The organism is Acinetobacter sp. AS167 (assembly GCF_037152175.1).
Taxonomy (GTDB): Bacteria; Pseudomonadota; Gammaproteobacteria; order Pseudomonadales; family Moraxellaceae; genus Acinetobacter.
Genome location: NZ_JBBCMP010000001.1, coordinates 25907 through 50223, shown reverse-complemented (window position 1 = coordinate 50223; position 24317 = coordinate 25907). Strand labels below are relative to the sequence as shown.

Here is a 24317-nt window from a genome sequence, read left to right as displayed (position 1 = left end):
GAATCTTTTTTAAAAGCTAGACATTGGGCTTAAGTTAGCATCTTAATTATTTCAAACATTTTTTACACTACATTGATTATATTTTTCAGCTGTATCAATATTCCACAAGCTAAAACCATTCTCACTTGCTGATTTTAGTTTTAGCATTTGTGGCATATATCCCATAAATGAATCTTAGCTAATTCATATTACGAAGTACTTGGATAATTAAGATTATACCGATTTTAGAGACTCTACATAAATATAGAGTCTCGTTAATTTAAATTCTGGCATGTGTACCATACTTATCGATCATAATTGAACTCGCTTCATTTAAACCACGTACTGTGACATTGATTCCATTCTTACGAAATTTGCTTACAACAGAATCCAACATCGCAACAGATGTGACATCCCAAATATGGGAGTGAGTCAAATCGATAATGACATTTGAAATTTTCTCATTGAAGTCAAAGCTTTGCATAAATTTTTCAGAAGAGCTAAAGAAAATCTGACCGCTTAAATCATATAAACGTGCTGATTCTTCAAAAGCAGACTTCACCTGAATATCATTTTCTAATTTAATGGCAAGAAATAGCGCTGAAAGCAAAACGCCACTGAGTACACCTAATGCGAGGTTATGAGTAGCCACGACCACTATGACAGTCATGATCATCACAACATTACTACTTTTAGGATTTGCTTTAAAGCTAGTTAGAGAACGCCATTCAAAGGTACTAATAGAGACCATAATCATTACAGCAACCAATGCAGCCATTGGAATCACTTTGAGCCAGTCACTAATAAACACAACAAGAATAAGAAGAAAAATACCTGCTGAGAATGTTGATAGGCGAGTTAAACCGCCAGATTTCACATTAATCATAGATTGACCGATCATTGCGCAACCCGCCATTCCGCCCATAAAACCAGATGCAATATTGGCGATTCCTTGCCCTTTGCATTCCTGATATTTATCACTTGGTGTATCCGTCATTTCATCCACGATCGTCGCTGTCATCATAGATTCAAGTAAACCAACTGCCGCTAATGCGAATGAATACGGCAAGATAATCTTCAATGTTTCAACATTCAAAGGGATGTCTGGAAGTAAAAATATTGGAAGCGTATCAGGCAAAGCCCCCATATCCCCAACTGTTCGCACATCAAATCCAAGACTCATTGCCAATATCGTAATTGCAATAATACACACAAGCGGTGAAGGCAGTATTTTTCCTAATTTTGGAATGAGCGGAAATAAATAAATGATTACCAAACCTAATGCAACCAAAGCATAAACATGCCACGTCACATTCACAAATTCAGGCAACTGAGCCATAAAAATTAAGATAGCTAAAGCATTCACAAAGCCAATCACTACAGATTTAGAAACAAACCGCATTAACTTCGCTAACTTCAAATAGCCTGCAAATATTTGAATCACACCCGTTAAAATTGTTGCAGCAAGTAAATATTCAAGGCCATGCTCTTTTACTAAAGTGACCATAAGCAATGCCATAGCGCCTGTTGCTGCCGAAATCATTGCTGGACGTCCCCCAACAAACGAAATCACGACGGCGATACAAAATGATGCATATAAACCCACTTTTGGATCTACACCAGCAATAATTGAAAAAGCAATAGCTTCGGGGATGAGTGCAAGCCCCACAACAAGTCCAGCAAGCACATCCCCACGGATGTTAGAGAACCATTGTTCTCGGATATTAGATAACATAAATAGCGCCTATTTTTTTGATTTTTTGATAGGCTAGTGATGTGATATACGACACACAAACGACTACACCACATCACTAGACAGTGATGAGTTATTTACAAATTAGAAGAGGTAAATAAACTTAAGGTGGCGTAAGTGTCATAAAAAAGCACTGGTTTTGAAGGAAGTTAAAGTGCGAGTATAGCATCCAAATTTACTACACAGCTATACGATGCTGAAATTCACTTTAATTTTAGAATAAGAATAACCATGAGATGAAACATTTCTGGACTAGGGCGCTTTATGGTTCTTTATCTCATTCAAAGCACGACATCTATTGTATTCTATTGATAGACCTTAACAAAATCATCAATAAACATCTGTGTTAATGCATTCTTTTTCACTTAAAACGATTGAATCATAAGATCTGAGATGCAACAGTAGCATTGATCACCAATTCTAGATTTTCAAAATCATCAAATTGCTCAAACTCAAAATCGATCTTGATTTTCGCAATCACTTTTAGATAACCGTCACGACTTTCAATAAATGCCAATTGGTATAAATCGACAGGATTATGGATACTTTTAATGGTAAAACACCCATTAAATGCATCACATTCATTTTCATCAAAAACCAACGTCAACCCAAGCAAATCTTTTAAAAATGGAGATGGTAGCTCCAACCCTTCAAAAGAAATATTTGAATCTATCAATTCATGCGCATAATAAAATGGGCACAACTGAAAGCTGAGATTATAACTATTAGAATATTTGCATTTAGACAAAATAGCTAAACGTGGACTTAATAACTTTTTCTCAAATTTAGCCATTAATTCATCACTAAAAACATCTATCACTCAACAAATAACAATGCCAAACGTACCTGATCATAGCCCATTTTGGGACTGGTTAAATCAACGATTGGACGCAATTTAATCGCACCATCATCATTAAAATGACTTGGATCTTGACGTTTCTTCAATTTTTTATAGATCACACGAATTTTTTCTACAACTTCTTCACCAGGATTTGCAATCGAGATATCTAAACCTTGCTCTCGATGTAAACGAGCCAAATGATTGATAATCGTCGCAGGAGTTAATCCACGTTCAACCGCAATATCCTGAATCTCATACCCACTCTCGAACAATTCACGTGTTTCATCAAGTGTTGCCGAGGCATAATTGGTTTTACCACTATTACGCGCCAGCTTCTTCTCATTACGTTCAATCTCAGTGGTATTTAAAGTCCCGCCACAATGACGAATAAAAGCATTGTGCTGTGAAGTTAAATCTGAATCTGCATAATGCACTTCGGCTTCATTAGATAACTCTTGAAAACGGCGATCTGCTTTAATTGCAAGACTATCCAGTTCCAATGCCTGATCATTAAAACCTAACAATCTTAAACCCTGAATCGATTTAAGCCGTGATAAAGCCACATAACCCTGACCTTTTTCAAAAGTATGGCTTAAGTTGATTTCCGCAGCTTCCAAGGTCATCCCTTGTGATTTATGAATAGTAATCGCCCAAGCTAATCGTAATGGTACTTGTTGTAGACTGGCGATGGTTTTACCACCTTCATTGTCAACAGACCATGTTTCTGGCGCAACCAATAAGGTTGTACCATCGGTCATTTTGACTTTAGGCAACATTCCCAGTTCATCGTCCTCTTCAAAACCAATAACTTCACCTAAACTACCGTTGATATAACCCATATCGAAGTTATTTTTAACGAACATGACTTTGGCATGTTTTTTAAGCGTCAACTCGTCAGGCGCACGTACAGAAGATTTCAATGTTTCGATCAGCTTTTCGTTACCATCTGTCACCGCTACAAATTGATGATCATCCCCTTCAATCGCATTGAGATGCTGAAAGTTGATGCTATCCACATCCATATTGTGGGTATACAAACGCGTGTAGGTATCACCAATGTCTTGATTACGGGTATCTTGTAGCGCTTGAATATGCTGTGGCTGAATATTCTGGGCACGAATCGCATTGAGTACGTCATTCAATGCCGAATCATCTTGACGATGCTGCTCTGTCAGGTAGCAAACACGAAATTTTGCTTCAACCCAAGCGGTTGACATAAAACAAAATTTATCTCGATTTAGTTCGCTGTTTTTACCTACAGGTGGCAACTGGAAAAAATCTCCGGCTGCAATCACTTGAATTCCACCGAAAGCATCATCAGATTCTTTAAAATATTTTAAAACTTGATTGACTAAATTTAGCTGTTTGGCATGTAACATTGAAATTTCATCAATGATCAAGACTTGGGCATTTTCTAAATGCTCTTTTAAGTATTTACGCTCTTTCATACGCTTCAAATCATCATCAGTCAGCGTATCTTTGATCCCAATACCTGCCCAAGTATGAATCGTCATACCATTCATATGTGTTGCTGCAATCCCCGTAGATGCTGTAATTGCAACAGGGACTTTGCGTGCTTTTAAATAATTGATGTACTGATTAAGCGTATAGGTTTTTCCTGCACCAGCAGATCCAGTCAAAAAGACATTTTCACCCGCTTTCATAAGTTTGAGTGCAGTTTCTTGTTTCATAACAGCCTTGAATTACCTAAACAGGATGGGACGGCTATAGCCTAACGATTTTTGTATAAAAAGTTAAGCCAAATGCATCACGAAAAGTGAATTAAAGCCAAACAGCCCACTTAAAAATGATCTGCGTCAAACTATAAGTTTCCCAATTCTTCATTGGGTTGAATACTGCTTTTCCATTTTAAATGCTGATTTACATCATCAATAAAAGCTTGAGCTTTCAATATATAGAACTCATCAGGAATAAGATTATTGGGTAAACGCAATTGATCAAAGACCAAACGTCCTAATTTATAATAACAACCCAAAGTCATTTCCTGCGTCGCATCATCAACTTTCGATACATGAAATGCTACATATTCTCGATCTACAATCCGCGCACAATAGGACAATGCCAAACAGTGTTTAAACACCAACGACTCTTGAATAATTCGTTTTAGGCTATTCAGTTCCTCATAGCACCACTCATCAAAATAAATCTTTTGCATTGGTGCAACGCGATCCCAATGATCTACATCTATTTTTTCTTTAAGTGTCGATAAGGTATCAACAAAATAATGATGTTGATGCCAACGCTGTGCTTGCTGATATAGACCAGACCAAGTGACATTTCGCTCTATATCGTGATGATCATTAAATAAATGCATCACATAGTCCAAAACAAAGCTGTCGTATATACTAGGGTTAGATGCACGACCGATCTGCATGTGTTTCAGTTTTTTACGAAAATCATCGACTGTTATATTGTGCTTTTGCAACTGAATAAAGAATTCAGCATGTTGTTGTCGTTGCGGATCAATAAATTTAATCAGTTGTTTGGGCAAGCCCTGAGCAATGTGTTGTACAAACAGCATAAATGCTTGAATGATTCGATTTATCTTAAGGTATATTTTTTTATACATCTGCGGTTGATCTGCCAACATCAACGCAGCAAAATCCAACCATTCTTCGATATATAAATAAGAATGAGAAATCGTTTTCTTATTCGATTTATTTTCAATCTCTGTTTTTAAAAAACTATAACGATTGTTCTTTGGGTTTTTTTGCCATTCATTTGTAATTGCAAAGGAATGGCATTCAATTAAAAATAGCCGTGCTGCAATATTTTTAAAATACTTTAAAACACTTACAGTGACTTCAGGATAAATCTTTGAAGTATCAATCAAACTTAATGCTGTGATTGTGATCCGGACATTGGGGTCCTTTATATGTCGGCTAATCCAATCATTGACCTGTTCATCTTGTTTAAATAGCCAATTTGCAGTGCGCTTAAGACTACAAATTGGAATTTGTGGAACTTGATCCTGTTCCCAATATTCAGCATCTTTTTGTAAAAAGTGCTGCTTGCTCAATAAATCCTGATATTGCCAAAAACCGCGTTTCATATATTTTGCATAAGCAAGCATTTGCGGTTGTTGTTGAGCATGTACCGCCAGCAATTGATAACTTGCAAAATACTGGCTGAGTTCTTTTAAGCGTAATGATTCTGGGTGAAAAATCTTTAAAATACGCAAATAATGCGCTGGAATAAACTGATCTAAAGAAAAAATGGCCTGTTGAAATTTGGGTACCAATGACTGAATCGGTAAAAACTCTTGACCCAATACAGAATTAATCAGCACTAAATGCTTAATGTTAATTTCAACACTTAAAGGAATCGCTTTACCATATTTGGCAAAATCAGAAACATAGGCATAATCAAAATATTCATAGTGCAGCAAAATTTGATCAATACGCTCTGCATCTGCTTCACTAATATTATATAAATACTGCTCTACCCGATTTTCACCATCAACCCACTCAAAAACCTGCTCAATCAGCGTTTGGCGGATGATTTGGGCTTTGGTCTTTAAATCAGTTGGATGTATCTCATGATATTTTGTTGTATAAAAATAAATATTTTCTGAGAAATATTGAACAAAACGATTGATATTAATTTTATTTTCTAAACAACGCGGTAACTTTTCAAAATTTAAATCAAAAATTAAACCCTTTTCTTCATCAAAGTAGATATTGAGTAACTGATTTGCCAGACTGAATTGATGCTGCTGTGGATCAAACTGGAAAAAGTTGTGCGCAGTAATCTCGGACAAATAGTCAAATTGATCAAGATAAATCTTATTTAAATTTGCTGAAACCTGAAGTAATTCTTGAGCAGCAAGCTGGTGTCTATCTGGCAGCTGCTCCTGAACTGTCTGCACCATATTTGCCTCAATCCATCTCTTACATATATTGAATTTATTAGGGTCTGTTGACACTTCTTCTATGTTTGCGACAACGAGTTTTTTTAGACGATTCGAGGCACGAAATATGAAATTTAGTCAGCTAAATGAGTAGTTCGTAACGACGTAGCGACAAAAAAACTCTAGTCCCGAAGGGTTATGGTTAAAATTATCTCAGTCTGTGTTATGAAACTCGAAAATAGTCTCGCTATTCTCTTCGTTTCATGCTTTGCCTGCTCAATTTTAGCCTACAACGCAAGCCATTTATGAAATGTTAACAGACCCTATTGTAGGCGAACAATTTTACAAAACAAATTGAATTCCAATTATCTTTTGCAAAAGTTTGTTTAAACTGAGCTGTGATCGTGTAACGGGTTTTATCTTTATTGATTCTAATTTATCCATTCTTTATTCATTATTTAAAATCTATTTTAATTATATGTTATTTATTCAATTAAATTTTTATAAAAAAGATCCCCTTACTTTTCAAAAAAACTAAGGGGATCTCTATCGCAACACATTTGAAATTTTCACTAAAATTTAAAATAAATGCATTGCAGGCTTAATTAAGAATGTAAAGGCTTTGCCCCCATACGCTCTTCAATCAAGTCATAGCACCATTGGAAAATAAAGGTATAAACCAAAATACAGGTGGTCATTCCAAAATCCAATAAAATTGCTTGCCACAAAGACATATCCATTGCGTAAGCAACCATTGGAATCGTGGCTAACATCAAACCACCCTCAAAACCAATGGCATGTAAAATACGTACACCAATGGTACGTTTAAGTTTTCTCTTACGTTCAAATTGTTCAAAGAAATGGTTAAACACCATATTCCAAACCACTGAAGTCACGGCCATCGCAACACCTAATACACCAGTAACTTCCATTGGCACTTCAAAAATAAAACTTAATGCAATCGCTATGATCACCAACAGGATGACTTCATAGCTTAATGCATGAATAACCCTTCTTTTGGAAATCATCATTTAAAACTACTCTTTTTTGATTCGATGGATGCATTATATTTTTATAATATTGATCAATCGAGTCAGGTTCTTTCAATTTTATTGAAAGGTCGTATGAATTGGAGTAAATTTAATGATTGAAGAATTAAACAGAATGGCGCCAAACGTATGAATATTAACCAAGAACAACTCACCATCTTTAAAACGGTGATGGAAACAGGTTCATTTTCAGCAGCAGCCCGACAGCTTGGCAAAGTCCCCTCCGCTGTCAGTATGTCTATCGCCAACTTGGAAATAGACTTAAATCTAAAACTCTTTAATCGTGTGGGACGTGAACCAATCCCTACGCCTCAAGCTCAACGCTTATATGAAAAAACTGAACAACTGCTAGTAGAAATGAATCAGTGGAAACAACAAGCGATTGCACTTAGCGAAGGCTTGGAATCCTCATTAAATATCGTGGTGGTTTCTGAATTACTGCATACAGACTGGGCTGAATACATTGCACTGTTGGGAGAGCATTTTCCAACTTTAGAAATTAATATCTTCTCAGCACCACAAGAAGATGCGCTGAAAATGCTGATGAATCAGACTGCACAACTGGCATTGATGTTTGAACGTGAAATACTTGAAAGCCGTGAGCAATTTGTCGAATTTAAAAAAGAAGCCTTGGTTCCTGTTTCAGCTATTCATCATCCATTATCAGCACATAAACAAGTTACTTTTGAACAAATCCTACAATCCAGACAAATTGTCGTGGCAAGTCGTGATCGAACCATTAAACCTGAACTGCTTTATTCTAAAAACTATTGGCGGACGGACAATCACCACTCAGCATGTGCTTTAATTTTAAAAGAACTGGGTTGGGGAGTACTTCCCTTAGAAATGTTTAATGAAAATCCTGAGCTTAAACATAAGTTAAAAATCTTGGATTTGCTCGATTTCACACCAAAATTTGAATATTTTGTGGACTTAGTCTGGAGTCGTGAGAGCAATTTAGGCTCAGCTGCTCGTTTTTTGATTAATCACATTCGAAATCAAAGAATTCATACAAAATAATAGGCCTTTCAGTACATTTTCCTCTTTTGCTCAAATCGCATTGTGTTATAAATAAATCACAAATATTTTAACTAAGAAATAATCGGTAATGACACAATCTGCATTAGATCAATTAAAACGCTTAACCACTATCGTTGCTGATACAGGTGATTTAAACGCAATTCAACAATTTCGCCCTTTGGATGCAACGACTAACCCGTCACTCATTACAGCAGCAGCACAACAGCCTGAAAGTCGTGAGCTGATTGAAGATGCCTATGCTCAAGCAAAAAAAGAAGGTTATGAATTAGATGCACTCGTTGAACGCACCATCGATATTCTCACCGTCAAACTGGGTGTCGAAATTTTAAATATTGTAGAAGGTCGTGTCTCAACAGAAGTGGATGCAGCCCTTTCCTATAATACCGAAGAAACCATTGCCAAAGCCAAAGAGCTACTTGCGTTGTATAAAGAATATGGGATAGACCAAGATCGTATTCTGATCAAGATTGCCTCTACATGGGAAGGTATTCAAGCAGCAAAAGTGCTAGAAGCAGAAGGCATTCATTGTAACTTAACGCTTCTTTTTGGTTTACATCAAGCCAAAGCATGTGCAGATGCAAGGGTTACTTTGATTTCTCCATTTGTCGGTCGTATTTTAGATTGGTTTAAAAAAGCTGAAAATGTAGAGAGCTATCCAATTGAGAAAGATCCAGGCGTATTGTCTGTTAAACAAATTTATCATTACTACAAGCAACATCAAATCAAAACTGAAGTGATGGGCGCAAGCTTCCGTAGCATTGACCAAGTTTTAGGTTTAGCAGGTTGCGACCTTTTAACCGTTGCACCGGGTCTGCTAGAAAAATTGAAAAATGATCAACGTCATGTGGTTTCTCAACTTAGCTTAGACACTGAACAGACTGCTCAAGAACATCAAGAGATCTCTAAAGCTGAATTTAAACAACAATTGGAAGCTGATTTAATGGCATTCCAATTATTGCAAAGCGGGATTGACGGTTTTATCAAAGCGCGTGAACAACTTGCATTATTATTGCGCCAATCTTTTGGTCTAGATGCTGATTTTATTGACTAATCTATGTATTTAGAATGATTTATATAAATCTAAATTGTAGATGCGCTTTTGGGTAAAATTGCACTAAAATCGCTCACACTCTAAAGCCGAGTTTGTTATCATAACCACTCGGCTTTTTTATTTCGCTTTTCTTATTTATACAGTGAGAATGTTGTGTTTGGTATTACCGATATAGTGACATATATACTAGGGACTATTTTCATCGTCATTTTACCCGGTCCCAACTCATTGTATGTCATGTCAATTGCCTCTCGATTTGGAATTAAAACGGGCTATATCGGTGCTTTAGGCGTATTTACAGGAGATTTAATTCTGATTCTCTGTACTGTTTTAGGTGCTGCCTCTTTACTACACGCCTTTCCCTGGTTATTTATCATTCTCAAAGTTGTAGGCGCAAGCTATTTGTCTTATCTCGGTATTCGTTTACTGATCGCAAGTATCAAAACTTGGCAAAACAAACCACAAACGCTGCAAACAAATACATCCAATACTGCAACTCACGAACAATTCCATCCATTTCGAACAGCGCTAACCATTAGCTTACTCAACCCAAAAGCAATTTTATTTTATCTCTCGTTCTTTGTTCAGTTTGTTGATCCCGATTACCCTTACCCCGCTTTAAGCTTTGCGGCACTTTCTGTGATTCTGCAAATCATCAGTATGAGTTATTTGACGATCTTGATCTTCTCAGGCGTTAAGCTCGCCACTTTTTTCAATACACGCTACAAAATTGCTGCAGGTTGTGTTGCCTGTGTAGGTTTACTGTTCTGTGCTTTTGGAATAAAGCTTGCTGTTTCAACAATGTAACCTGATTTAGTTAAATAAATCTCCCAATTAAAACATTCTTTTTTGAATCGTTCTTTTGGATAAACTGCGCTTTCTATTCAAGGCAATATCTAATCTTTATCAATGGGTAATCTATAGTCAACCTGTCAAAAAAATCAGACACAAGAATACAACCTCTCTCAATTAATTATTTTTTAATTAAATCAATTATATGAAAAGACTTTTTTGATTATAAAAGCTTGTAATACCACAGCTTACATTCAACGTTTAAATACCTTTGCGTTGGCGATGCCTCCCTTTTTAGAGATAAAAAGGGACAAAAATCTTTTGCTGGGCGAAGGCTATGTCCTGTACCCCCGCCCAACGGCGACATCCATGTCGCCCCACAGTAGGATCACCAACTATAATTCAAAAGTATCAAAAATGAATTGGTGCAAATCACTTATATGAATAATTAGGTGGTTTGACTATACATTGTTTTCAACTAAGATAGTTCTAGATTAAAAAAGCCATATTCTCTCATAATGATAATCTAATCAGTTTTATATTTACTTTTTATATTTAATTCCAATTAACCCTATAAGCTTTAAAATGATCCCTGTATGATGGTTGCATTTTCAACCATTCAATCCAATTTAAAAGCAAGGGATCATGCAAAAGTTACTCCTAGACTTCTCTATACCTGCTGTATTTGCAGGTTTCATTACCTTTTTAATTGGTATCAGTGTTTCGGCTGTACTCGTCATACAAGCAGCTCAATTACTTGGCGCAAACCCTGAACAAATTACCTCTTGGTTTTGGGCACTCGGTTTAGGTATAGGTCTTTCAGGATTAATTCTTTCTTGGAAATTCAAATATCCTGTTGCCACCTCATGGTCAACCGCTGCACTTGCACTCATCATTGCCACTGCCAGCGGCTACTCACTCTATGAAGCCATTGGTGCTTTCTTAGTGAGTGGTTTACTGACCGCCACACTAGGCTTTTTAGGCATATTTGAAAAAATTATTTCGTATATTCCTCAGAGTTTGACCAGTGCCATGCTGGCAGGTGTATTACTCAAGTTTGGTATTGCTCTATTTGCCAGTATGCAAAACGACTGGGCATTTATTCTCAGCCTTTTGACGGTTTATATCGTCACTAAACGGCTATGGGCTCGTTATTGTATTGTGATTACCGTGATCGCAGGAATTATCATTTGTCCATTTTTTATGGAGTTTCATGTTCCAACCTTACAGTGGGGATTGGCAAAACCAGTATGGATGACACCTGAGTTCACATGGTCTGCAATTCTCGGATTGGCACTGCCTTTATTTGTAATCAATATGGCATCTCAGTATTTACCAGGGATTGCGATGATTAAAAGTTATGGCTATAAACCCCATGTTAACCAACTTATTGGTTGGACAGGTACAGCGCAGACTTTGCTTGCACCATTTGGCTGTTATACCGTGAATATTGCTGCAATCAGTGCTGCAGTCAGTCTGGATGACCAAGTTCACCCAGACCCTGCGAAGCGCTATATTGCTGGCATGAGCTGTGGTTTCTTTTATATTTTGATGGGGCTATTTGCGGCAACATTGACAAGTCTATTGATGTCTTTTCCACATCTTTTTATTGTGGCATTAGCGGGGATCGCCTTGTTTGGTACGATTAGCCATAATATTGCGATTGCATTTCATGAAGTCAAAGATCGTGAAGCCGCACTGCTCACCTTCTTATTCAGTGCATCAGGTGTTCAGTTTTTTGGGATTGGTTCCGCTTTTTGGGGACTCCTATTTGGATTCGCTGTTTCGTTTATTTTAAACTTTAAACTTAAAAAATAGCATTTTGATCAATAAGATGAATGGAGGCTCATTCATCTTATTTTAAATTTTCAATTGTCAAATCAAAGCAAATCGAGAAGCGATAGACAAAAAAAAGCTTACCCTAGGATGGGTAAGCTAGAAAGCTTGGAACAACAATAGAAACTACAGCGAGAATCTGGAAGCTATCTTAGCGATTGGTTAATATTTAAACCAATACTTAAAAACACTTATTGGATATTTCTTAAACGGAAATATCCCCAGAAATAGTCACATTTCTATTAAATAAAGTGATAACAATATCATTTTTAAAGATAAAAAAACAATAAATCATCGATCACAATTCATTCAATAGACTAAAGTCTAAAGTTCAAATTTCCGGGTAGCTTCCAGTGCCTTCAGGCCACGGTGTAAGCAACTCAAAGCCCGTATCTGTGACTGCAACCATATGTTCCCATTGCGCTGACAGTGACTTATCCGCAGTGACCACAGTCCAACCATCTTTCAACTCTTTGACACTGGATTTCCCCGCATTAATCATCGGTTCAATGGTAAAAACCATACCCTTTTTAAGCACTAAGCCCTGCCCGGGTTGACCATAATGTAATACGTTAGGTTGCTCATGATAAATCTTACCAATCCCATGACCACAATATTCACGAACGATCGTATAACCTTCACGTTGCCCAACTTGTTGAATCGCATGACCAATATCCCCAAGTGTTGCACCGGGTTTAACCATATGAATTCCAGCCACCATCGCTTCATAAGTCGTTTCAACCAGTCTTTTCGCTTCAGGTTTAACTGTACCCACATAGTACATACGACTGGTATCACCAAAATAACCATCTTTGATAATCGCAACATCTATATTGATAATATCACCATCATTTAAAACCTTGTGTTTTGATGGGATACCGTGACAGACCACTTCATTTGGAGAAATACAGGTGGTTTTGGTATAACCATAATATCCAATATTTGCAGGGATCACTTTCAACGTATTGACAATAAAATCATTGCAAATATCGTCTAAATACTCAGTCGTCACCCCTGGCTTCACATATTCACCAATCATTGCTAAAACTTGAGCAGCTAAACGCCCCGACACTCTTAATTTTTCAAGGTCTTGTTCGGTTTTAATGGTGACTGTAGAAGCTTTCATTGGATCTGTCCGCAAAAGTGAAAAAATATTATATGCCTTTTCAATACGTTTAGGGCAATTTACCGCCTATCATATTCAATAAAAATGCAAAATCAAGCACACAAATTTTAGAATAAGTATAATTTCTCCCTATAATGTTCTTTCACACTCTATATTTTTTAAAAATTTTGATTTTTGAAAATTAACTGTGAATCATCCACATAAATATAATCAATATAACTAATTGGTTAAAATTTATAAAAAATGGGAATATTATCCATAAAATAAAATACAAAAAATAAGCTATTTCTACTAAAATCGCTGTTTTGCTTTTTCAACCACAGTTTATGACTAATCTCCGTACCAAGGATATTATTGCTTTAGGCTTTATGACCTTTGCCTTATTTATTGGGGCAGGCAATATTATTTTTCCACCCATTGTTGCTCAACAAGCCGGTGAACATGTATGGCTCGCAGCGCTTGGTTTTCTAATCACGGCTGTAGGCTTACCTGTTATTACCATTATGGCACTTTCTAAAACTGAAGGTTCTATTGCGATTTTAAGCTCGCCTTTAGGTAAAGTCGCAAGTTTAATACTGACCGTAGTATGTTATCTCTCGGTTGGACCATTATTCGCGACACCACGTACCGCAACTGTTTCTTATGAAATTGGTTTTTCCTCATACTTTGGCAATGGTGGTACAGCATTATTTATTTATAGTGTTATCTATTTTGCATTTGTGACTTTAGTTTCTCTTTATCCAAATAAATTATTGGATACAGTGGGTCATATTCTTGCACCACTAAAAATTGTTGCACTCGCAATTTTAGGTATTGCAGCATTTCTGATCCCTACTGGTTCAATTTCTCCTGCAATCAACAATTACGCAACCAGCCCTGTTTCTGAAGGTTTTGTGAATGGTTATTTAACCATGGACACTTTAGGTGCTTTGGTTTTCGGTATTGTGATTATTCATGCCATCCATTCTCGTGGTGTAACAGACAAAAAACTCGTAACCAAATATGCCATTATTGCAAGTTTGATTTCTGGTGTAGGTTTAACGCTGGTTTATCTCAGCTTATTTAAACTAGGTTTAGGCAGTCATGATGCTGCTCCAAATGCTGAGAATGGCGCAGTGATCCTGCATGCTTATGTTCAACACGCTTTTGGTGACTTAGGCTCTTTATTCCTTACAGCTTTGATTTTTATTGCATGTATGGTTACTGCGATTGGCTTAACCTGCGCATGTGCTGAATACTTCTCTGAATTGACAAAAATTCCATATAAAGCTTTAGTGGTTATTTTGGTGTTATTTTCATTAGTGATTTCAAATCTAGGGTTAACCAAACTGATTGCTTTTTCAGTGCCTGTACTCAGTGCAATTTACCCACCCGCGATTGTGGTCATTCTATTAAGCTTCTTTTGGGGTAAATTCAATAACCCAACCACGGTTATCGCACCTGTCACTGGCATTGCATTTTTATTTGGTCTTATTGAAGGAATTAAGGTCACAAGCTTTAAAGATAGCTTACCTTTGATGATTCAAAACTTACCATTAAATGAACAGAACCTTGCATGGGTGATCCCATCATTGATCGTGTTAATCATCTGTGTCGTAATTGATAAAATTAAAAAATAAAGCTTTTTAATTATCATCCTTAAAATTTGATTTTACCCAAATCTTATTTTAACAGTGATCAATAATTGTCATGTTTACCCCACAGGCCGTTATTGTTTGCGACACAATTTTTAAAACATTTTTTGATCCATCTTAGCACTTCAAGTATTTATAAAATGTACCTAAATAGATCAAATCAAGTTTTGCTCTATGTGTATAAGAACATTTGTCGAAAAATTGAAAAACTCAATTTTCTCTTCATAAAGCTAAATTCAGTAGACGCTTGCATTTTTTTATTGGTTTAACACCTATCTCTTGCTAAAATTGAATTATTTTGAAAAAAAATTGTCTTTTTTTCGATTTTTGCATAAATATTGCATAATTTTTTATCAACTTTAGTCGAAAACACTTTCAAGACCTATTAAGTTATTGTATTTTATTTTGATAACTAGCTCACACTACTTCAACAACTATTACGCCATTTATCAAAAAAATTACACATATTTTCATTTTTTATAAAATAATCATCACTTGTAATAAATATGTCATAATTATTTTGAATAATAGAGCTATTTGCTCTTGAAATAATTATTAGATATGGTACAACTGAATAAACCAATCCAGACTAAAACAATGTGGTTTTTGTCGAGCAGACAGGAGGGATGGAGATGTTATCAATACATTTCAATAAGCAAGTCTTCATTAATTCTTTGAAGACAAATACGAAACTGGTCATCTATCTAAGTACAACGCTTGCACTTTTAATGACACTATTAATTCATGGACTCATTCAAGGAAATTTAAAACCTGAATTTTTTGCCTATGCATTAGTCGTTTCTGCTGCCTTCTATGTTTGGGATGTAGTCGACCATAAATCTCGTAAACTTGCGAAGATTACAGAATAAAAGATGGATGCCATGCATCCATCTTAAATAAGAAAATTATAAAAATTAACTATTAAAATAAAGTAATAAACATTCCAAGTAATAATCCACCAGTCGCAACAATCTCCCCTAACACCAACAATAGCATTGCTATACGTAACAATATTTTCGGTAATTGCACTGTTCCTAATTGATGTGGTTGCTTAAATTGGTTGGTCGTATCTTTCAAGAAACCATGCAAAACATAACTGGCGATTGAAAAACTAAAAAAGAATAAATTGACCAAAACAAATATCAAATTTATTGTTTCAGTCCAGCTTGAACAATAGGCCATCACCGCTAAAATCAAAGTGGCTGGAGCATAAAGCAAACTACTGCGATGTGCGATATCAACATAATAATGCGCTCGGGCAATTTCTGAACGGCTGATTTGGTAATACTTCCAAACGCCTGTCAACATGCCTACCCATAGATAAATTCCACTAAATATTAACGCTAACTTTACCGACAAATCCAAACTCACCAAATCCATTTAAAACACCTTTATTCAAATTACTTAAAATATTTTTTATTGCATTTGACTCAGAAGTCATACTTTTAACAAGTTTCTTTTTGGAACTTGTGTAAAGTAATCATTAAAGCATACTCATAGAATTGTTATGAATACATTTGAAAATTTAACCATAACTTGTGCAGATAGCTATAGCTTAACTGCACGTTTTTATCCGGCAAAACAATCAACTAATCGTTTGCCTATTTTGGTTTGTCCTGCCACAGGTATTACTCAGAGCTTTTATCATCACTTTATAGAGTGGCTTGCTCAACAAGGTTCAGATGTACTGGTTTTCGATTTCCGTGGTATAGGTGACTCCTTACATGGTCCTATTCGTCAGTCCACAGCAAGTATCCAAGATTGGGGACAACTGGATATTCCTGCTGCTATTGAAACTTTGCTGAATAAGACAGGCAAAGAACAAGTCATACTCTTAGGTCATAGTGCTGGGGGGCAATTACTAGGCATTGTTTCCAACTACAAGAAAGTAGCTCAAGTGATTGCAATTTCAGGCTCTACAGGACATGTAAAAGGACTTAAAGGGAGAACCAAACGTATGGCACCTGTCATGTTTAACATGATCTTTCCTATTTCAAGTTTAGTCAAAGGCTATGGTGCTACTAAGTTTTTAGGAATGGGAGAAAATTTACCCAAAAATGTTGCAAAACAATGGGCGGAATTTTGCAGTAAACCCGGTTATGTGATGAACGCTATAGGTAAAACTATTTTCGAGGACTATCACAACGAAATTCAATGCCCAATTACGGTGTATTGGTCATCGGACGATGAGATCGCCACTGAAGCCAATGTCAAAGACCTACTTCGTTTGTATCCAGAAGCCCCCACTGAAATGATAGAGCTTAAACCGAAAGATACAGGTCATAAAGCCATTGGTCATATGTTAATGTTTAGGAAGTCACATCAAAATTTATGGCCAATTATGACAAAAAATATTTTTAATTAATTTTTAGTTTTAAGTACTTAGATAAGTAATCCTATCTAAGTGCTCTTTTTATTCAAAAAAATGCCTCATTAATGAGGCATTTTTTAGTCTTTTATATCTGCTTACGATTTAATCGCAAAACAGTTACGAAAATTGCTCTGGACGGGTAATTTTTACCGTTTTGATCCGATTTTCATCCATTTCGATGACTTCAAACCAAATGCCCTCTTGTTCAATCTGAGTGCCTACTTTTGCTTCGCCTTGGGTTTTATCTAAAATCAAACCTGCCACGCTAAAATAGCCTGAGTCTTCCTGAACTAGATCCAACATACCAAGTTCCAGCTCAAGTTGATACAAATCCAGCATGCCAGAGGCTTTCCAGGTCGTATCATCCAGTTTAATTAATTCCAACTGCTCATCTGCATCAGGGAATTCACCAGCAATTGCTTCAAACACATCCAATGGAGAAATCAAACCCTGGATATTACCAAATTCATTACTCACCAAGACTAAAGAACCCTTAGACGTTCTTAAAGTATGAATAGCATCAATCACTTTCATTTTTTCAAAAATAAAAATCGGACGACTACGTTTAAGCAAGGCTTGTAATTGCTCTGGTTCATCCAGTACATCAATTAACTCTTTAGCGCGTACAACCGTAACCACTTTATCTAATTGTCCACGACACACAGGAAATAAACTATGCGGTACAGCCAAAATTTGCTGACGAATACTCTCTGCATCATCCTCAAGATTAATCCAAGATATTTGATTTCTAGGGGTCATGATTGATGCAACTGAACGTTCTGCAAGCGTTAACACTCCACCGACCATATAACGCTCTTCATCACCAAAGGCTTTTTGTGCTGCTAAAGTCTCAGGGTTTTGTAATAAATCTGCATCAAGTTTGCTTCCCATCAATTTCAAAATTGAGTCAGCAGTACGATGACGCAATGGTGTTTTCGACTGATGTTTTTCAACATTGCGGCTAGAAAACTGGTTAAAAGCTTCTATTAAAATAGCTACACCAATACCCGAATAAATATAACCTTTTGGAATATGGAAACCAAAACCTTCAGCAATTAAGCTCACACCAATCAATAATAAAAAGCTTAAGCACAGAATCACGACAGTAGGATGCTTATTGACAAAAGATGTTAATGGCTTAGAAGCAATCAGCATCACAATAACAGCAATTGTTACTGCTGCCATCATTACGTAAATATTATCGACCATGCCAATCGCAGTAATCACTGAATCGAGAGAGAATACAGCATCTAAAACAATGATTTGGGCAACAACAGCCCAAAAGCTTGCATAAACGACAGCCCCTGAACTTTTAACCTCGGGCTTACCCTCTATTTTTTCATGCAGTTCAGTGACAGCTTTATAGACGAGGAATAACCCGCCAAATAATAGAATTAAATCCCGTCCTGAGAAAGAGAGACCACCAATTTCAATCAGAGGTTTAGTTAATGTCACTAACCAAGAAATAATAGACAGTAAACCTAAACGCATTATTAATGCTAGAGATAAGCCGATGATACGTGCTTTATCTCTTTGTTCAGGAGGAAGTTTATCTGCAAGAATGGCAATAAAAACTAAGTTATCAATACCCAGTACAATTTCTAAAACTATTAGGGTTAAAAGACCAACCCAAATTCCAGGGTCTAATAAAAATTCCATTATTAGATCTCCTGCTTATTATTATAAATATATAAATTGGAGAAAAATAAATTCGACCTACAAGACGACGGATCCATGAATGATACCTTTTCAACTAAATTGCTATAATTATGCACAATATCTTAGGCTTGTAATTATTTTTCATAAAAAATTTACATTTATTTAAGTTTATATATATGTATAGCCGACTGATACCTGCAAATTTCCTGTATTTCTAATCATCATTTTACAAATATAGTCTTTAACAGATATCGATACATCATATTCAAATTATTTTTCAATCAATATTACAGAAATGTCATTGGTATTTTCGTAAAAAATTACGTATAACTATGTTTGTAGAAGCCTTTAAATTAGTAGACTATATTAATCATAACTATATTTAATCAATTATTTTCAATTAGATATAAGGGCAACTAACGGAGTAAAAAATTGATAAATTTATATAATAAATTTTAACAAAAAAAAATATTTAGAGCTAAGCGAAGTTGATTTCTTTTATTTTTCAGTTAAAATAACATAAGATGTTATTTTTTTTAACTAATGAGCTTGCTTTTAACAACATCTTCTTGGTAATTTTCATAATTAGGCAAGCTGAAATACTTAGGATCGTACTATGACACAAGGACTTTCATTAACATTTAATAAAATCTGCCTTTGGGGTTGGTTTAAAACTTTCTATTCCACGGCGACACTAGAGAATGAATTATATTCATTCTAAATTGCATGAAGAAGCGACTAAGTTTTCGCAAAGTATTACTGATTTCCATCTATCTATAGACAGTCGTACAATGCCTTTACTAAATACTTTAACTTAAGTTTAGTTCAAGCAAAATTTACATTTCGTCGATTTTACTTGTTTTTTTCTTTAAGTGATCTATCACATATTGATTCAAGTATTCAAAGTAAAATATGATTACCGCTTAAGATATGGCAATAATTACAAAAACAGGGACCCTTAAATGACTAAAAAATATGCAAAATTTTTACCTGCAGCTGAAAATTTTAATATCGAAAATTTCCCATACTACTGGATCACTCAAGTACATTCGCAGTATGTTTTAAATTTAGATCACGTACTTAAAAAGTATGGGGTAGACCATTCTAGACGACGATTGTTGGTTGCATTAGAAGCCAAACCAGATGCAAGTGTCTCTGAGCTCTCAGAAATGATCGTTTCAAAAATGTCGACGATAACTAAAATTGTTTATCGCTTAAAAGAGGAAGGATTTGTTGATACTTACTCGTGTGAAAATGATGCGCGTATCACAAGAGTACATTTAACAGAAGCTGGACAACAAATGACGCAAAAAATAAATGACTTAATGAGTGTTGTACTTGAAAAGTCATTTGAAGGTCTAACGCCACTTCAAATTGAAAAAACCATGGAAAACTTAAAAATTATTTTTAAGAACCTTGCACATTAATATTTAAGGCTATTCATCGAAGATGTTCAACTGTGGCGAGTTTTTGTTATTCGATCTTTTGGGGCAATAAAAACACTCAAACTCAGCCACAGGGAACCCTTCGATAAAACTCAAAATATTGGGCTGCGGTAAGCCCAACCATTCATCAAGTCGATGATGTGGAATAACTACCACCGAACGTTTGTCTGTTCGAGGTTCATGAAACTCACTCATCATCGGATGCAGGTGGGCATCCATACTAATCATGGCGGCTGAACGAACAACTTCACCAGTTTTTAATCGAGTAATCTCATAAAGTGCAGCAATATAAAAAGCCTGACCATCTTTACGCCGTACACCCCATCGTTGTGGTCGACCATTGATATATTTGGATTCATAGAACTCTGTCACGGCGATCACACCAAATTGGCACTTGCTAAAAGCCTCGACAAAACTGCGTTTTTCCATCAGAGTTTCATTTCTTGCATTATATGTATGTTTTGCAACATCTTTATCCTCAGCCCATTTTGGCACTAAACCAAAGTTGACTAAACGCCATTCAATCCCTTGATTGGATTTAAATAGCAACGGCGTTTGAAAGCTGGGAAATATTTCTTCTTCATACGGGAAAGGAACTGCAGGCAAGCCAAGCTGCTGAACTTGTATTAAGCTGATCGGTTTAAAATTAGCACACATGATAATAAGATTTAAGATACTGACTTATAATTGTTGAATTTATCTATCGCGCTATCTATTGATAACAACATTAGACATTGATAAAAAATTGAAACAGTTCACAATTTCAATTGAGGATAAACCGAAGTTTACCCTCATTGCTTTTATCCAAAAATCTTTTTCACTTTGGCGCTTAAACCATGAAAAAACTTATGTTTTGCATTGGCTTTTTCGCTAGTCAAAAAATTAATTTGAATGGATTGGCGTTGCCCTTCATAAGGAATATAGCCATGCCAACCATTATCAGTCACTTTAAATGCAACCAGTGAACCTGGTCCTGCATTGATTTCTGTCACATAGTTATTGATGTCTTTATCGTCATTGAGAATACGTAAACGTCCATTCGGCGCATCCCAAGATTCATTTAAATAGATTAAAACCGTCAACAATTTGCTTTTTGAATCACTGTGAATCCGGCCATCTTTTTGACGAGAGTAGCCACGTAAAGTAATCATCATCGGATGTTCCATAACGTTGACATCAAATTTATCTGTTAAAATTTGACGAAATTCTGGTGTATCCAATGATTTTAGAAAGCGATCAAAATTAGGCTTGATTTCTACATCTTCGATGTTAAAGCTTCCGCCTTGTTCAATTTTAGGAAAGTCTTGGATTACTGCCTGGACTTCACTATCTGCCAAAGCATTTTCAACTACAAAATACGGATATGGCGTACTCGCAACTTCAGCATTCTTCAACGCATCTAATTTCAGAATTGATGTCATTTATAATTCAGCTTAATGATTAATTCCCTTAAATTGTATCAGAGATTTTATATCATTGGCTTAAAACTCAAAGTCACGTCTACAAATTTTATATATGGAAGCATAGCAACAGTTAAAATAAACAATAAAAAGAATAAAGCCCCCGAAGAGGCTTTGTTGATAATCAAACAAAATAAATTAGACGATAAAATTAATCGCCTGTATAACCTTTTAACTTTAAGCGATATGCATGTAATAATGGCTCAGTATAGCCAGACGGTTGTTCACCACCTTTGAATACTAAATCATAAGCAGCTTTATATGCATAACCATCAAAACCAGGCGCCATGTTGCTATATTCAGGATCGTTGGCATTTTGTTCATCAACAATTTTCGCCATACGCTGCATAACTTCTTCAACTTGCGCTTTAGTCACAATCCCATGACGCAACCAGTTTGCAACGTGTTGAGAAGAAATACGCAAAGTTGCACGGTCTTCCATTAAACCGACATTGTTAATGTCTGGCACTTTAGAACAACCTACACCTAAATCAACCCAACGAACAACATAACCCAAGATCCCTTGAAGGTTATTTTCAAGTTCTTTGGTCTTCTCTTCTTCAGTCCAGTTTGTATCTGTCGCTAAAGGCGGTGTCAACAAGTCATCTAACGGAAGTGCTTCAGTTTTCAATAACTCTTGTTGGCGTGCTGAGACATTACATTGGTGATAATGAATCGCGTGAATCACTGCACCTGATGGTGAAGGAACCCATGCACAGCTCGCACCCGCTTCAGGATGTTCAATTTTGGTTTTATACATGTCTAAAAGCATGTCAGGTTTAGGCCACATACCTTTACCAATCTGCGCTTTGCCACGTAAACCTGCTTGTAGACCCACCATAACATTACGGTTTTCATAAGCTGGGAACCAAATTTGGCTTTTCACTTCGCCTTTACGAACGAACGGACCTGCTTCCATAAAGGTATGAATTTCATCACCTGTACGATCCATGAAACCAGTATTGATGAAAATTGTACGGTCTTTTGCTTGTGCAATACAGTTTTTCAAGTTTACAGATGTACGGCGCTCTTCATCCATAATCCCGATTTTCAAAGTTTTCGCTGGTAAACCAAGCGCTTGTTCAGCACGTTCAAACAATTCGACAGCAAATGCAACTTCTTCTGGACCATGCATTTTTGGTTTAACGATATACATTGACCCTTTACGTGAGTTTTTGTTTTCGTTTTGACCTTTGATGTCTGCGAAAGTCAGTAATGGTGTGATTAAAGCATCCATAATACCCTCGTAGATTTCAGCACCATCTACAAGGATTGCAGGGTTTGTCATTAAATGACCAACGTTACGAAGAAGCATCAATGAACGACCATGAAGTGTTGTTTCACCACCAATCAAGTTCTTATGCGTACGATCTTTATTTAATGTACGCGTAACGGTTTTACCGTTCTTCTCAATTGATTCTTCAAGCGTACCTTTCATTAGACCTAACCAGTTACGGTAGCCTTCTACTTTCTCTTCTGCATCTACAGCAGCAATCGAATCTTCTAAATCTTGAATCGTGGTAACAGCAGCTTCTAAAACAAGATCTTTTACACCCGCTGCATCAGTTTTGCCTACTGGGCTATTTGCATCAATTTCAATAACAACGTGTAAGCCATTATTTAAAAGTACAATTTCAACGGGTGCAGATTCGTCACCATTGAAACCGACAAATTGTGATTCTTTCGCCAAAGTCGAGGTTGAACCATCTTTGAGTGTGACAACAAGTTTTTTGCCCTCAACAGCATATTTTGTTGCATCTGCATGTGAACCATTCGCCAATGGGAATGTTTCATTTAAGAAATTCTTTGCAAATGCGATAACTTTATCGCCACGAACTGGGTTATAGCCTTTACCTTTTTCTGCGCCACCTTCTTCAGATATCACGTCAAAACCGTAAAGTGCATCGTATAAAGAACCCCAACGCGCATTTGCCGCATTTAAGCAATAACGTGCATTCCGCACAGGTACCACCAATTGCGAACCAGCCAATAATGCGATTTCTTCATCTACATTTTCTGTACTGATTTGAAAATCTTCTACTTCTGGTAATAAGTAGCCAATTTCTTTTAGGAAAGCTTTATAAGCTTGAAGTTCAAATTTATTGTTGCGGTGCCATTCATCAATTTTAGCCTGAATCTCGTCACGCTTCGCTAAAAGCGCCTTATTCTTAGGACTAAGATCGACAACAACTTGCTCAAAGTTTTTCCAGTATGTTTCACTATCTAAACCAGAACCTGGTAGTGCTTCATTTTCGATGAAATCGTAAAGTTCTTTAGCAATCGCTAACTTGCCTTTTTGAATACGTGCAGTCATTGTCTTTCCTGATATTGCTACTTTTTATAACAAGAGTTTCTAGTATACCGATTTAAACCATGCTGAATAGTACTATCACATTGCTAAATAGTGAT

Annotated in this window: 19 protein-coding genes; 8 read left to right on the top strand and 11 right to left on the bottom strand. The window is 36.2% G+C overall.

What is annotated here, in order from left to right; all coding sequences use genetic code 11:
• Positions 1 to 259: 259 nt before the first annotated feature.
• The 5 genes from WFN33_RS00240 to aceI form a co-directional block, all read right to left on the bottom strand.
• Positions 260 to 1714, bottom strand: a complete 1455-nt coding sequence (locus WFN33_RS00240; protein ID WP_336950760.1) for a SulP family inorganic anion transporter — start codon at positions 1712 to 1714, stop codon at positions 260 to 262.
• Between the two features lie 397 nt (positions 1715 to 2111).
• Complete coding sequence (locus WFN33_RS00235; protein ID WP_262086329.1) at positions 2112 to 2525, bottom strand: hypothetical protein; 414 nt, start codon at positions 2523 to 2525, stop codon at positions 2112 to 2114.
• Positions 2526 to 2548: 23 nt separating this feature from the next.
• The gene (locus WFN33_RS00230; protein ID WP_336950759.1) at positions 2549 to 4264 is read right to left on the bottom strand and encodes an AAA family ATPase; all 1716 of its coding nucleotides are present in this window, start codon (positions 4262 to 4264) and stop codon (positions 2549 to 2551) included.
• Positions 4265 to 4395: 131 nt separating this feature from the next.
• Positions 4396 to 6465, bottom strand: coding sequence for a hypothetical protein (locus tag WFN33_RS00225; protein ID WP_336950758.1), 2070 nt, complete (start codon positions 6463 to 6465; stop codon positions 4396 to 4398).
• Positions 6466 to 7049: 584 nt separating this feature from the next.
• A complete protein-coding gene (gene aceI / locus WFN33_RS00220; RefSeq protein WP_336950757.1) occupies positions 7050 to 7475 on the bottom strand; it encodes a chlorhexidine efflux PACE transporter AceI in 426 nt (141 codons plus the stop codon).
• A gap of 147 nt (positions 7476 to 7622) precedes the next feature.
• On the opposite strand from aceI, the gene WFN33_RS00215 reads away from it, so the two are divergent.
• The 4 genes from WFN33_RS00215 to WFN33_RS00200 all read left to right on the top strand — a co-directional run bounded on the left by WFN33_RS00215 (position 7623) and on the right by WFN33_RS00200 (position 12195).
• The gene (locus WFN33_RS00215) at positions 7623 to 8513 is read left to right on the top strand and encodes a LysR family transcriptional regulator (protein WP_034618362.1); all 891 of its coding nucleotides are present in this window, start codon (positions 7623 to 7625) and stop codon (positions 8511 to 8513) included.
• A gap of 88 nt (positions 8514 to 8601) precedes the next feature.
• Positions 8602 to 9585: a transaldolase gene (gene tal / locus WFN33_RS00210; RefSeq protein WP_336950756.1), complete on the top strand. Its 984-nt coding sequence runs from the start codon at positions 8602 to 8604 to the stop codon at positions 9583 to 9585.
• 153 nt (positions 9586 to 9738) lie between these two features.
• Positions 9739 to 10392, top strand: coding sequence for a leucine efflux protein LeuE (gene leuE / locus WFN33_RS00205; protein ID WP_336950755.1), 654 nt, complete (start codon positions 9739 to 9741; stop codon positions 10390 to 10392).
• Between the two features lie 630 nt (positions 10393 to 11022).
• A complete protein-coding gene (locus tag WFN33_RS00200) occupies positions 11023 to 12195 on the top strand; it encodes a benzoate/H(+) symporter BenE family transporter (RefSeq protein WP_336950754.1) in 1173 nt (390 codons plus the stop codon).
• Between the two features lie 349 nt (positions 12196 to 12544).
• On the opposite strand, the gene map is transcribed toward WFN33_RS00200, so the two are convergent.
• Positions 12545 to 13339: a type I methionyl aminopeptidase gene (map, locus tag WFN33_RS00195; protein ID WP_151802897.1), complete on the bottom strand. Its 795-nt coding sequence runs from the start codon at positions 13337 to 13339 to the stop codon at positions 12545 to 12547.
• A 326-nt stretch (positions 13340 to 13665) separates the two neighbouring features.
• Between map and brnQ the strand changes: the two genes are divergently transcribed.
• Positions 13666 to 14958 (top strand): branched-chain amino acid transport system II carrier protein, encoded by a 1293-nt coding sequence (gene brnQ / locus WFN33_RS00190; protein ID WP_336950753.1) that lies wholly within the window; start codon positions 13666 to 13668, stop codon positions 14956 to 14958.
• Positions 14959 to 15605: 647 nt separating this feature from the next.
• Entirely contained in the window at positions 15606 to 15842 is a 237-nt protein-coding gene (locus tag WFN33_RS00185; protein ID WP_336950752.1) for a hypothetical protein, read from the top strand.
• Positions 15843 to 15894: 52 nt separating this feature from the next.
• Here the strand turns inward: WFN33_RS00185 and WFN33_RS00180 are convergent, their stop codons facing one another.
• On the bottom strand, positions 15895 to 16353 hold the full coding sequence (locus WFN33_RS00180) for a hypothetical protein (protein ID WP_336950751.1): 459 nt from the start codon (positions 16351 to 16353) through the stop codon (positions 15895 to 15897).
• 127 nt (positions 16354 to 16480) lie between these two features.
• Here WFN33_RS00180 and WFN33_RS00175 point away from each other — a divergent pair, with 127 nt between their 5' ends.
• Positions 16481 to 17338, top strand: a complete 858-nt coding sequence (locus WFN33_RS00175) for an alpha/beta hydrolase family protein (RefSeq protein WP_336950750.1) — start codon at positions 16481 to 16483, stop codon at positions 17336 to 17338.
• 123 nt (positions 17339 to 17461) lie between these two features.
• Here WFN33_RS00175 and WFN33_RS00170 read toward each other — a convergent pair whose 3' ends face one another.
• Entirely contained in the window at positions 17462 to 19003 is a 1542-nt protein-coding gene (locus tag WFN33_RS00170; protein WP_336950749.1) for a TerC family protein, read from the bottom strand.
• A 962-nt stretch (positions 19004 to 19965) separates the two neighbouring features.
• Between WFN33_RS00170 and WFN33_RS00165 the strand changes: the two genes are divergently transcribed.
• Positions 19966 to 20430, top strand: coding sequence for a MarR family winged helix-turn-helix transcriptional regulator (locus WFN33_RS00165; RefSeq protein WP_336950748.1), 465 nt, complete (start codon positions 19966 to 19968; stop codon positions 20428 to 20430).
• A gap of 9 nt (positions 20431 to 20439) precedes the next feature.
• On the opposite strand, the gene WFN33_RS00160 is transcribed toward WFN33_RS00165, so the two are convergent.
• The 3 genes from WFN33_RS00160 to WFN33_RS00150 form a co-directional block, all read right to left on the bottom strand.
• Complete coding sequence (locus tag WFN33_RS00160; protein ID WP_336950747.1) at positions 20440 to 21105, bottom strand: SOS response-associated peptidase family protein; 666 nt, start codon at positions 21103 to 21105, stop codon at positions 20440 to 20442.
• 143 nt (positions 21106 to 21248) lie between these two features.
• Entirely contained in the window at positions 21249 to 21869 is a 621-nt protein-coding gene (locus WFN33_RS00155; protein WP_004719624.1) for a 2OG-Fe(II) oxygenase, read from the bottom strand.
• 190 nt (positions 21870 to 22059) lie between these two features.
• Positions 22060 to 24222, bottom strand: a complete 2163-nt coding sequence (locus WFN33_RS00150) for a malate synthase G (RefSeq protein ID WP_336950745.1) — start codon at positions 24220 to 24222, stop codon at positions 22060 to 22062.
• Positions 24223 to 24317: the final 95 nt, after the last annotated feature.